Origin of the sequence: Leclercia sp. LSNIH3, from assembly GCF_002935105.1 — a bacterium.
GTDB lineage: Bacteria > Pseudomonadota > Gammaproteobacteria > Enterobacterales > Enterobacteriaceae > Enterobacter > Enterobacter adecarboxylatus.
In genome coordinates this window covers 1706826-1719366 of sequence record NZ_CP026387.1, presented here as the reverse complement: position 1 = coordinate 1719366, position 12541 = coordinate 1706826, and the positions used below count along the sequence as shown (strand labels likewise).

General features: G+C 53.9%; 9 protein-coding genes. 7 read left to right on the top strand and 2 right to left on the bottom strand.

Going from position 1 to position 12541, the window contains the following annotated elements; translation table 11 throughout:
* Entirely contained in the window at positions 1 to 951 is a 951-nt protein-coding gene (gene ispH / locus C3F35_RS08300) for a 4-hydroxy-3-methylbut-2-enyl diphosphate reductase (protein WP_014882496.1), read from the top strand.
* Between the two features lie 16 nt (positions 952 to 967).
* On the opposite strand, the gene C3F35_RS08295 is transcribed toward ispH, so the two are convergent.
* Positions 968 to 1873: a LysR family transcriptional regulator gene (locus C3F35_RS08295; RefSeq protein WP_032616457.1), complete on the bottom strand. Its 906-nt coding sequence runs from the start codon at positions 1871 to 1873 to the stop codon at positions 968 to 970.
* A 92-nt stretch (positions 1874 to 1965) separates the two neighbouring features.
* Here C3F35_RS08295 and C3F35_RS08290 point away from each other — a divergent pair, with 92 nt between their 5' ends.
* The 6 genes from C3F35_RS08290 (at position 1966) to C3F35_RS08260 (ending at position 9612) form a co-directional block, all read left to right on the top strand.
* Complete coding sequence (locus C3F35_RS08290; protein ID WP_103792717.1) at positions 1966 to 2598, top strand: hypothetical protein; 633 nt, start codon at positions 1966 to 1968, stop codon at positions 2596 to 2598.
* Between the two features lie 319 nt (positions 2599 to 2917).
* On the top strand, positions 2918 to 3739 hold the full coding sequence (dapB, locus tag C3F35_RS08285; RefSeq protein ID WP_032616459.1) for a 4-hydroxy-tetrahydrodipicolinate reductase: 822 nt from the start codon (positions 2918 to 2920) through the stop codon (positions 3737 to 3739).
* Between the two features lie 455 nt (positions 3740 to 4194).
* Positions 4195 to 5343 (top strand): glutamine-hydrolyzing carbamoyl-phosphate synthase small subunit, encoded by a 1149-nt coding sequence (carA, locus tag C3F35_RS08275; protein ID WP_103792719.1) that lies wholly within the window; start codon positions 4195 to 4197, stop codon positions 5341 to 5343.
* A 103-nt stretch (positions 5344 to 5446) separates the two neighbouring features.
* The gene (carB, locus tag C3F35_RS08270) at positions 5447 to 8671 is read left to right on the top strand and encodes a carbamoyl-phosphate synthase large subunit (protein WP_032616462.1); all 3225 of its coding nucleotides are present in this window, start codon (positions 5447 to 5449) and stop codon (positions 8669 to 8671) included.
* Positions 8672 to 8797: 126 nt separating this feature from the next.
* Positions 8798 to 9286 carry a toxin-antitoxin system YwqK family antitoxin gene (locus tag C3F35_RS08265; RefSeq protein ID WP_103792720.1) on the top strand — a complete coding sequence of 163 codons (489 nt, stop codon included), beginning with the start codon at positions 8798 to 8800 and terminating at the stop codon, positions 9284 to 9286.
* A 92-nt stretch (positions 9287 to 9378) separates the two neighbouring features.
* Positions 9379 to 9612 (top strand): YgdI/YgdR family lipoprotein, encoded by a 234-nt coding sequence (locus C3F35_RS08260; protein WP_059308751.1) that lies wholly within the window; start codon positions 9379 to 9381, stop codon positions 9610 to 9612.
* A 51-nt stretch (positions 9613 to 9663) separates the two neighbouring features.
* Here the strand turns inward: C3F35_RS08260 and C3F35_RS08255 are convergent, their stop codons facing one another.
* Positions 9664 to 12240 (bottom strand): autotransporter family protein, encoded by a 2577-nt coding sequence (locus tag C3F35_RS08255; protein ID WP_233211652.1) that lies wholly within the window; start codon positions 12238 to 12240, stop codon positions 9664 to 9666.
* Positions 12241 to 12541: the final 301 nt, after the last annotated feature.

Sequence of the window (12541 nt, the reverse complement as noted above, 5' to 3'; positions counted from 1 at the left end):
ATGCAGATCCTGTTGGCTAACCCGCGCGGTTTCTGCGCCGGTGTAGACCGCGCTATCAGCATTGTTGAAAACGCGCTGGAAATTTACGGCGCGCCAATTTATGTGCGTCACGAAGTGGTGCACAACCGTTACGTGGTCGATAGCCTGCGCGAGCGCGGGGCGATCTTTATCGAGCAGATCAGTGAAGTGCCTGATGGCGCGATCCTGATTTTCTCTGCCCACGGCGTCTCTCAGGCCGTACGTAACGAAGCGAAAAGCCGCGATCTCACCGTTTTCGATGCTACCTGTCCGCTGGTCACCAAAGTGCATATGGAAGTGGCGAGAGCCAGCCGCCGTGGTGAAGAGTCGATCCTGATTGGCCACGCCGGTCACCCGGAAGTGGAAGGCACCATGGGGCAGTACAGCAACCCGGAAGGGGGGATGTACCTGGTCGAGTCGCCGGAAGATGTGCTTACGCTGAACGTGAAAAACGAAGCGCGTCTGTCCTTTATGACCCAGACAACGCTCTCCGTAGACGATACGTCAGACGTTATTGATGCGTTGCGCCAGCGCTTCCCGAAAATTGTCGGGCCGCGTAAGGACGACATCTGCTACGCCACGACAAACCGCCAGGAAGCTGTGCGTGCGCTTGCTGAGCAAGCAGATGTGGTGCTGGTTGTCGGCTCCAAAAACTCCTCGAACTCCAACCGTCTGGCCGAGCTGGCGCAGCGGATGGGGAAAGCGGCGTTTTTGATTGACGATGCGACGGACATTCAGGAGGCGTGGGTTAAGAATGCCGCCTGTGTTGGCGTAACTGCGGGCGCTTCCGCCCCGGATATTCTGGTGCAGAACGTCATTGTCCGCCTGCAGGAGCTGGGTGGCGGTGAAGCGGTGCCGCTGGAAGGACGCGAAGAGAACATCGTCTTTGAAGTCCCGAAAGAGCTACGCATTGATGCCCGCGAAGTCGAGTAAGGTTTAAAAATGCCAGTCACTGAATGACTGGCATTTTTTCATTCAGGTAGTCGATCATGGCCCGCATTCTGGCTGGCATATGTTTGTTGCGGGTCCACAGCAGCCAGAGATCGCCCGTATAGCTACTGATAAACTCCCACTCCGGTAAGACCTGCACAATCTCCCCACTTTCCAGCGTCTCACGCGCCGTGAACAGCGGTAAACTCCCGATACCCAGGCCGCGCTTTACCGCATCCAGCCTCACACCCGTGTGGTTAGCGGCGTAACGACCATGGGTCTGTACCGTTTCCGTTTTTCCGTTCAATGCAAACTTCCAGCGTGAATCGGCCGGCGTTTCACCGAGCGAAATACAGCTATGTTGCCGGAGATCGTGCGGATGCTGCGGTATGCCCATGCGACGAAGGTACTCTGGGGTGGCGCAGATGACATGGGTGACCGGCATCAGCGGTTTACCGTACAGGCCAGGAGAGGGAGTATTAGTGATCCGTAGCGCCAGATCGACACCGTCGTCGATCAAATCCATGTAACGATCTTCCAGGCGCAGGCAGACATCAATCTGCGGATAGCGCTCAAGGAATGCCGGGATTAAAGGATGGATCACAAAGCGTCCCACGGCTTTCGGTACGCTCATGGTGAGTTTTCCCTGCGCAACGGTCTGCAGGCTGCTGCCTGAATCCATCGCCTGCTGTGCCGCGTCCAGCATATCCAGCGCATGCTCATAAACCGCTTTTCCGGTCACGGTAAGCGCCAGCTTACGTGTAGTGCGGTGCAGCAATTTACATCCCATCTCTTTTTCCAGACGTGAAACACAGCGGCTGATCGCAGAGGGCGTGGCGCCAGTGAGGCGGGCTGCGGTTGAAAAATTGCCATGTTCTACGATGGTGACGAAAGTGGCGAGATCGGGAAGCAAAGAAGGTTTCATTTGTGCATACCAGGCAAGAGTGCAATGTCTGAGCGGCCGATTATCGACACTTAAGTGATGAATATACTGTCAGGGTACAGAGGAGAACAACCATGACAGAACGACTTTATTACACCAGTGACGCGACAGAAGGGCGTGCACAGGTAATCCGTTGCACTGAGGAGCCTGACGGCCGCTACGCCATTGAACTTAATCAGACCCTTTTTCATCCGCAGGGCGGTGGACAGCCAGCAGATCGAGGATGGATCGCCGGGATAGCGGTAGAAGCGGTATCCCTGCGCGGGGATCATGTCGTCCACATTCTGCCCGCAGCGCTTACGCCAGGCGAGGTGGAGATGCAAGTCGATAAAGATGTGAGAGAACGTCACTCCCGCTGGCACAGCGCAGGTCACTTGATCGGCTATGCTGGGGAGCAGTTTGGTTGGAAGCCGGTAAAAGCCCACCACTGGCCTGGTGAAGGGCGGATTACCTTTACGCCTGGCGAGGGTCAGGATCCCCTGCCAGATGCCAGTGCCCTGATGGCCATTATTGACGGTTGGAAAGCCGATAACCTGCTTCGCCATACTGAAATTGAAACGGGCAGACGCAAGGTTCGCTTTGGCGATCTCCCGCACTACCTTTGCGGTGGAACGCACGTTAAACAGCTGGCGGATGTGGGGGCAATGCAAATCCTCGGGCTGAAAATGAAAAAAGGACAGTTGATCGTCATCTATAGCCTCGATTAACAGGGTTGTGATTAACCCGACATCGCGGGTGGCCTGGTATTTCTATTGAAAACGATGCCAGGCTCAGCGGTGATCCTCAACACTGCATGTTGAACGTTACATTGATGAACCATAACCTGGGCTGCTGGGTGCGGCTCGCGTAACGCCACGTACTTTTCTCTATGGCCGGAAGCGGGCCATATCCTGGCGATCATGTCTTTAACTGATATCTCTCCCTGTTTATCATTAAATTCTAATTATCGGCGTTTTCTGTGGCAGCCTTCGTCAGGGCTGGTTAATCTGAAAGCGGTTTACATCATTTTAACGTAAGAGAATAACTATGCATGATGCAGAGATCCGTGTCGCCATTGCGGGCGCGGGCGGACGTATGGGCCGTCAGCTTATTCAGGCGGCACTACAGATGGACGGCGTGGCCCTTGGCGCGGCGTTGGAGCGTGAAGGTTCATCTCTTCTGGGAGCCGACGCAGGTGAATTAGCAGGCGTGGCGAAAACGGGCGTGACCGTGCAGAGCAGCCTGGATGCCGTTAAAGATGACTTTGACGTCTTCATCGATTTCACTCGTCCTGAAGGCACGCTCGACCACCTGGCTTTTTGCCGTCAGCATGGGAAAGGAATGGTTATTGGCACCACGGGTTTTGATGATGCCGGTAAACAAGCCATTCAGGCTGCATCAAACGAGATTGCGATTGTTTTCGCTGCGAACTTCAGTGTAGGCGTTAACGTCATGCTGAAGCTGCTGGAGAAGGCGGCGAAAGTGATGGGGGATTACACCGACATCGAAATTATCGAAGCGCACCACCGTTATAAAGTCGATGCCCCGTCTGGCACCGCGCTGGCGATGGGTGAGGCGATCGCTCAGGCGATGGATAAAGATCTAAAAGAGTGCGCGGTCTATACCCGTGAGGGTTATACCGGTGAACGTGTGCCTGGCACCATTGGGTTTGCTACCGTCCGTGCTGGCGACATCGTCGGTGAACATACCGCGATGTTTGCTGATATCGGTGAGCGTGTTGAGATTACCCATAAAGCCTCCAGTCGGATGACTTTTGCAAATGGGGCAGTTCGTTCTGCAATGTGGTTGAAAGGCAAGAAAGATGGTCTCTTTGACATGCGAGATGTGCTTGATCTTAATAATTTATAATCATGATTACCCTTCGTGATGTGGTTATTGCAGTCATAATCAATTGATTGCACAGGGCAATATTTTATTGCCCTTTAATTTTGTCTGTTTTGATATAATTTCTTTCTTAAACCCTCATAAACAAACGTTATCCCCACTATTTTTGTTTCAAAAATGTGAATTTTGACCAAATGGTCCACTTTTTTGGGCTTGAGATGAGGGCTTGCTATTAAAACTGAGTCGCAAGCGTTTTCTTACGTGATTTAGTTGATCTTTTTGCCCGTTAATTACTTTCCAGCTCATCAGTGGCGCAAAAACAACAAACAAAACCCACTTTTTAAGTTGACTTTCCCCTGTCAAATCTCCAGAATGCCGCCGTTTGCCGAAAATCCACTGGCAGCAGATTTGCATTGATTCATACTATGGGTATGCATTAATATGCAAATAAAGTGAGTGAATATTCTCTGGAGGGTGTTTTGATTAAGTCAGCGCTATTGGTTCTGGAAGACGGAACCCAGTTTATCGGTCGGGCCATTGGGGCAACAGGTTCGGCGGTTGGGGAAGTCGTTTTCAATACTTCAATGACCGGTTATCAAGAAATCCTCACTGATCCTTCCTATTCCCGCCAAATCGTCACTCTAACTTATCCCCATATCGGCAATGTCGGCACTAACGCCGCTGATGAAGAGTCTTCCCAGGTACATGCACAAGGTCTGATTATTCGCGACCTGCCGCTGATTGCCAGCAACTACCGCAATACCGAAGACCTCTCTTCCTACCTGAAGCGCCATAACATCGTGGCGATTGCCGATATCGATACCCGTAAGTTGACGCGTCTGCTGCGTGAAAAAGGTGCCCAGAACGGCTGCATCATCGCTGGCGATAACCTGGATGTAGCTCTGGCGCAGGAAAAAGCCAAAGCCTTCCCGGGGCTGAACGGCATGGATCTGGCAAAAGAAGTAACCACCGCTGAGGCCTACAGCTGGACTCAGGGGAGCTGGACGCTGGCAGGCGAACTGCCAGAAGCCAAAAAAGAAGAGGAACTGCCGTTCCACGTCGTGGCCTACGACTACGGTGCCAAGCGCAACATCCTGCGTATGCTGGTGGATCGCGGCTGCCGTCTGACCGTTGTGCCGGCGAAAACCCCGGCAGAGGACGTGCTGAAGATGAACCCGGACGGGATCTTCCTCTCCAACGGCCCGGGTGACCCGGCGCCATGCGACTACGCAATCGACGCGATTAAGAGCTTCCTGGAAACCGATATTCCGGTATTCGGTATCTGCCTCGGCCATCAGCTGCTGGCGCTGGCGAGCGGTGCAAAAACCGTGAAAATGAAGTTCGGCCACCACGGTGGTAACCACCCGGTGAAAGATATTGATAACAACACGGTGATGATTACCGCGCAGAACCACGGTTTTGCGGTGGACGAAGCCTCCATGCCTGCCACGCTGCGCGTAACGCACAAGTCGCTTTTCGACGGCACCCTGCAGGGGATTCATCGTACCGACAAACCGGCGTTCAGCTTCCAGGGCCACCCGGAAGCCAGCCCAGGCCCGCACGATGCCGCGCCGCTGTTCGATCACTTCATCGAACTCATTGAGCAGTACCGTAAGACCGCTAAATAATCAGAATCTGTTTATGCCTTGCTGCGCTCAGGCAGACGGCGTCAAAAATTTGTCTGCCAGTCGCTCGCGACGCGCATAAACAGGTTCTCCGGAGAAAGAAGCTATGCCAAAACGTACAGACATAAAAAGCATCCTGATTCTTGGCGCTGGCCCGATTGTGATCGGCCAGGCCTGCGAATTCGACTACTCCGGCGCACAGGCGTGTAAAGCCCTGCGCGAAGAGGGTTACCGCGTTATCCTGGTGAACTCTAACCCGGCGACCATCATGACCGACCCGGAAATGGCCGATGCGACTTACATCGAGCCGATTCACTGGGAAGTGGTACGCAAAATCATCGAAAAAGAGCGCCCGGATGCGGTGCTGCCGACCATGGGCGGCCAGACAGCGCTGAACTGCGCGCTGGAGTTGGAACGTCAGGGCGTACTGGCTGAGTTCGGCGTGACCATGATTGGCGCGACTGCCGACGCGATTGATAAAGCAGAAGACCGTCGTCGCTTTGACGTGGCGATGAAGAAAATCGGCCTCGACACTGCACGCTCCGGTATCGCTCACAACATGGAAGAAGCGCTGGCGGTTGCCGCTGACGTGGGTTATCCGTGCATCATCCGTCCGTCCTTCACCATGGGCGGCACCGGCGGCGGTATTGCGTATAACCGTGAAGAGTTCGAAGAGATTTGCGAACGCGGTCTGGATCTCTCCCCAACCAAAGAGCTACTGATTGACGAGTCGCTGATTGGCTGGAAAGAGTACGAAATGGAAGTGGTGCGTGATAAAAACGACAATTGCATCATCGTCTGCTCTATCGAGAACTTCGATGCCATGGGCATCCACACCGGTGACTCCATCACCGTGGCACCCGCCCAGACGCTGACCGATAAAGAGTATCAAATCATGCGTAACGCCTCGATGGCGGTACTGCGTGAGATTGGCGTCGAAACCGGCGGTTCTAACGTTCAGTTCTCGGTAAACCCGAAGAACGGTCGCCTGATTGTTATCGAGATGAACCCGCGCGTATCCCGCTCTTCTGCGCTGGCATCGAAAGCCACCGGCTTCCCGATTGCTAAAGTGGCAGCGAAACTGGCCGTGGGTTATACCCTTGATGAGCTGATGAACGACATCACCGGTGGCCGTACCCCGGCATCGTTTGAGCCGTCTATCGACTACGTTGTGACCAAAATCCCTCGCTTCAACTTCGAGAAATTTGCCGGTGCGAACGACCGTCTGACCACACAGATGAAGTCCGTTGGTGAAGTGATGGCGATTGGCCGCACCCAGCAGGAATCCCTGCAGAAAGCGCTGCGCGGCCTGGAAGTGGGCGCGACCGGTTTCGACCCGAAAGTAAGCCTGGATGATCCGGAAGCCCTGACGAAAATCCGCCGTGAGCTGAAAGATGCAGGTGCCGAGCGTATCTGGTACATCGCCGATGCCTTCCGTGCTGGCCTGTCCGTTGATGGTGTCTTCAACCTGACCAATATCGACCGCTGGTTCCTGGTGCAGATTGAAGAGCTGGTGCGTCTGGAAGAGAAAGTTGCGGATCTGGGCATCAACGGCCTCGACGCTGACTTCCTGCGTATGCTGAAGCGTAAAGGCTTTGCCGATGCGCGTCTGGCAAAACTGGCGGGCGTACGCGAAGCAGAAATCCGCAAGCTGCGTGACCAGTACAACCTGCACCCGGTTTACAAGCGCGTGGACACCTGTGCGGCAGAATTTGCGACCGACACTGCCTATATGTACTCCACCTATGAAGAGGAGTGCGAAGCGAACCCATCGGTTGACCGTGACAAAATCATGGTTCTGGGCGGCGGTCCAAACCGTATCGGCCAGGGCATCGAGTTCGACTACTGCTGTGTACACGCCTCACTGGCGCTGCGCGAAGACGGTTACGAGACCATCATGGTTAACTGTAACCCGGAAACTGTCTCTACCGACTACGACACCTCCGACCGTCTCTACTTCGAGCCGGTTACGCTGGAAGACGTACTGGAAATCGTGCGTATCGAGAAGCCAAAAGGCGTTATCGTGCAGTACGGCGGCCAGACTCCGCTGAAGCTGGCGCGTGACCTGGAAGCCGCAGGTGTACCGGTTATCGGCACCAGCCCGGACGCGATTGACCGTGCCGAAGACCGTGAGCGTTTCCAGAAGGCGGTTGATCGCCTGAAGCTGAAACAACCGGCTAACGCCACTGTGACCGCGATTGAGCAGGCGGTTGAGAAGGCCAAAGAGATCACCTATCCACTGGTGGTGCGTCCATCCTACGTGCTGGGCGGCCGCGCAATGGAAATCGTCTACGACGAAGCCGACCTGCGTCGTTACTTCCAGACCGCGGTCAGCGTCTCTAACGATGCGCCAGTACTGCTGGACCGCTTCCTGGATGACGCAGTTGAAGTGGACGTTGATGCTATCTGCGATGGCGAAATGGTGCTGATTGGCGGCATCATGGAGCATATCGAGCAGGCGGGCGTTCACTCCGGTGACTCAGCCTGTTCTCTGCCGGCTTATACGCTGAGCAAAGAGATTCAGGACGTAATGCGTGACCAGGTGCAGAAGCTGGCCTTCGAGTTGCAGGTACGCGGTCTGATGAACGTGCAGTTCGCGGTGAAAGACAACGAAGTTTACCTGATTGAAGTTAACCCGCGTGCGGCGCGTACCGTACCGTTCGTCTCCAAAGCAACCGGCATTCCGCTGGCGAAAGTGGCGGCGCGCGTGATGGCTGGCCAGACTTTGGCACAGCAGGGCGTGACCAAAGAGATCATCCCGCCGTACTACTCGGTGAAAGAGGTCGTGCTGCCGTTCAACAAATTCCCGGGCGTTGACCCGCTGTTAGGGCCAGAAATGCGCTCTACCGGGGAAGTGATGGGCGTGGGCCGCACTTTCGCTGAAGCCTTCGCGAAAGCGCAGCTCGGCAGTAACTCCACCATGAAGAAACAGGGCCGTGCGCTGCTGTCCGTGCGTGAAGGGGATAAAGAGCGCGTAGTGGACCTGGCGGCGAAGCTGCTGAAACAGGGCTTCGAACTGGATGCCACTCACGGTACTGCGATTGTACTGGGCGAAGCGGGTATCAACCCGCGTCTGGTGAACAAGGTGCATGAAGGTCGTCCGCACATTCAGGACCGTATCAAGAATGGCGAGTACACCTACATCATCAACACCACTGAAGGGCGTCAGGCGATTGAAGACTCCAAGCTGATTCGCCGCAGCGCGCTGCAGTACAAAGTGCACTACGACACCACCCTGAACGGCGGTTTTGCAACAGCCATGGCGCTGAACGCGGATGCCACCGAGAAGGTCATTTCGGTGCAAGAGATGCACGCGCAGATCACGAAGTAATCGCTTCAGATTGCTCTCAAAACCCGCTTCGGCGGGTTTTTTTATGTCTTTCCGACCATTTTTGGCGGTTGTGCCTCCTCCCTTTTCAACGCACTGTAGGGCGATACCTGAAAAAAGGAGTTTATTGTGAAACAGGCCCTTACGTTGATATCCCTGGTAATACTGCTTGCTGGCTGTGCAGATTTTGCCTCGTCGGTGACCAATACCATCGATGGAATGGGGATGACTCCCGACTATGCAAAAGGCTTAAAGGACGATCTGGAGCCGCAGAAAAAGTTAACCACACCGGTGGTGAAGGTGGCAGATAGCGTGCCTGAGGGCAAGCTCGTCGAGAAGTATGACAATGGCAATAAGAAGTTTGAGACTGTCATCAAGAACCGCTGCTTTAACGACTATATCGACGTCTATTACCCGAACGGCGTCCTGCGGAGCCATACGCCGCTGGTTAACTGTCAGGCGGAAGGGCTGTCTCAGGGTTATACCCAGGACGGGAAGCTGCGCTCGACCATCACCTTCAAAGCGAGCGTGGCGAACGGCGAAGCGAAAACCTATGACGCTGGCGGAAAAGTGGTTCAGACAGTGATCTACAGAGATGGCTTCCCGCAGAAAAGCTAACCTTCAGAGTGTTCTGCATTTTTCCCTGAACGTAGCGTATTACGCTACAGTTTAGCCTGATGATAACAATGACGACCAACAGGGAGAATACTATGCAAAGCAAACTACTGATGGCCTCTGTCTTTGCGGCTGCAACGCTGTTTACCGTAGCGGGATGTTCGTCTAATCAGGCGGTGAAAACGACGGACGGCAAAACCATCGTTACCGACGGTAAACCGCAGGTAGATGATGATACCGGGCTGGTGTCATATGAGAATGCAGAAACCGGGCAAACCGAGCAGATTAACCGCGATCAGGTTAAATCCATGGGTGAACTGGATAACTGATAAAAAAATGCAGTGGCCTGAGCCACTGCATTGTTCGGTCTGGTGATGGGATTACCAGCGGTGGTTCAGCAGGATATGACCGCCATACGCGTCATAACCGTTTTCACCCCACTCGCCGCTGGCGCGTAACGAGATCAGCGTGGTTTCATTCAGTTTGCCGGTAACGCCCAGCTCCAGTTGACCGCGGTCTTCCGGGGTATCGTTACTGAACGCTTCGCCGTTGAAGGCGATATCATTCTGTCCGGCACCTTTCAGCCAGTTCACTGCTACGTAAGGCTGCCATGCCTGCACATCTTTCTGATCGAAGTAGCTGGTTTTCACACCTACGCGTCCCAGAATGCCGTCATTATCAGGGGTAGAGATACGTACGCCGTCGGCGTCTGTATGGTTTTCCTGATCAAGATAGCTGTAGATGGCCTGGATCTGCGGTTCGATTTTCCAGGTTCTTTCGTTTTCTGAGTCAACGATCCAGGCGTGGCCTGCTTCCAGTGATACGGCAAAGCCGTGGCTGTCGTAAGACTCGTCGCTGCGACCGTCACTGGTGAGCGAGTTGTGATACCAGCCGAAAGAGGCCCAGCTGTCGATATAGCTGCCTTTACGCAACTGTTGGTCTTCCTGCCAGGTGGCGTATACGCCGACGTTCACCCCATCGACTTTACCCTGCGCTGAACGTTTACTGCCTGTGGACGTGGAGTCAGTTTTTGCCTGACCGGCACCGAACATCACCCCGCTATGCAGTACACCCTTGTCCATCTTCTTGCTGATGAAATCACTGCCGACCTGCATCACGTACTGGGTGGTGTCATAGTTTACTTTACCGCCCGCCACATCGTTTTCGTGGTAGCGGCCTTTGACATACATCCAGGTGTTGAGATCTTCTTCATTACGCAGCGTCAGCTGATCGCGATCGTCGCGTTTGTGCAGGAACATGTCCTGGGCAGCCAGGTAGTTACCTAAATAGGCACCGACCTCAGGAGCAAGATTGCTCATCTCTGGTGGGGTATAGCCGCCGCTGTTGCCGCCGTCGTTGTTACCACTGTTACCGCCGTCGGTGTTGCCGCCGTTGCCGCCGTCGGTGTTACCGCCGTTTCCACCGTCGGTGTTACCGCCGCTACCGCCGTCAGTGTTACCGCCGTTGCCGTCGTCGTTGTTACCGCCGTTGCCGCCGTCGGTGTTGCCGTCGGTGTTATCGTCTTTGTCAGGAACCGGGGTAGTGTCTGCAGACTCCAGGTACCAGTTGCCATCGCTGTGCTGGTTCAGACTGTATTCCCACGCGCCAACGACGACCGGTCTGGAGAGGCTAAACGCAGCCCCGGAATCGCCACCCACACTCACGATCTGCATACCGTTGACGGTCTTCGCGCCCGCCCCACCGATATTGCTGATACGGATATCCGATACACCTGCACTGTTACCGGTGATGGTAAGATGGTCGGTCAACGCATTGTCATCCCCCAGCACGCTGTTCATGGCGATCAAACTGCCGCTCATGCCGGTGTAATCACCGTTGATGGTGAAATCATTTCCCACACTGTCGTTCAGACCGCTGATTTGCAGCGTACCGCTGTTGGTGACGTTGCCGTTGATGGTATCGGCGGTAGAAGCACTGGACAGCGTATTTCCCTGAACCGCATTCCATGAGGCCAGAACGCCGCCGCTGAGAATATTGACGTTATTGTTTACCGTACCTGCACTGGCGAAGGTAGCCCCGTCCTGAATCGTGACGGTGGCGGAATTGCCTGCACTTCCCAGCGTTGCGCCTTCGGCTACCAGCATCGTGCCGCTGTTCAACTGCGTGTCGCCTGTATAGCTGTTGTTGCCGGTCAGCGTCAGGGTATGGGCATCTGTTTTGATAACAGTACCGCTGCCCGTGATGCCAGTGGCAAAGTTGAAATCAGCAGCCTGATTAAATTCCAGCGTGCCGTTGTTGGTCAGCTTCCCACTTAAGGTACCGGTTTTTTCGCCAGTACCCAGTTGCAGGGTAGCGCCTTCTGCGATGAGGGTATTACCAGCGTTGCTGACGTTGCCTGCGAAGGTGAGCTTGCCGGTATCAACCTTGATTGAATCATCCGTGCCGATGATATCCACATTACCGGTCAGCTCCCAATCGGTGCCTAACATGGTGAGAGAGGCGAAACCGTCGCCTTCATTCAGGCCAATGAAATTGCTGTCTTCAGTTCCTGTGCCTGTTAGTCGTAAAGTATTGGTAGTTGAATTGGTTGAAATAACATCCCCTTCCAACCGGGAGCCGGTCGTCAGAGTAAGAACGTTGTTTTTTTCGCTGGTAAATGAAATAGCACTTTCGCCGCCTTTGATGATTCCAGCATTAGTCACTTCAACTCTTGTGATACCAGAGGTGTGAATACCATGCTCAATCCCTTCAATCGTGCCGTTATTAGTAATTTTACTATTGCTGGTGACGCCGGAGAGTTCGACACCATTATTTAAATTACCTTTTATTTCACCATTATTAATTAGAATTATTCCGATCTTACTGGCAATCCCTGTTTTGCCTTCGATATGGCCAGTTGAAGCATTCTCAATCCTGAGCATCGACGAATCTTCTTCAATTTGGATGCCGCTTTCTGCACCCGTCACGTTACCCGCGTTTTTAATGGTGCCTGTCATTGAGTGAACAGTAATGGCATTTCCAGTGCTCGATGAAATCACACCAGATTGTGTGTTGTTAATGACAGGTTCCTGCGTACCGGTATTAATATAGACAGCATCTCCGGTATTGGTAATTTTTCCCTCGTTATCAACAGTAAGTAACTGATCGCCTGCTATCGTAACAGCCGCAGTGTTTGAACCCGTAGATATGAGTACATTTTCATTAATTGTGTATGACGGGTCGATGGAAAAAGTCTGAGCCTCCGTCGTAGAATCCTCAATGATGGCCGCTGGTGCCATTAATGGAGCAAACATAAGC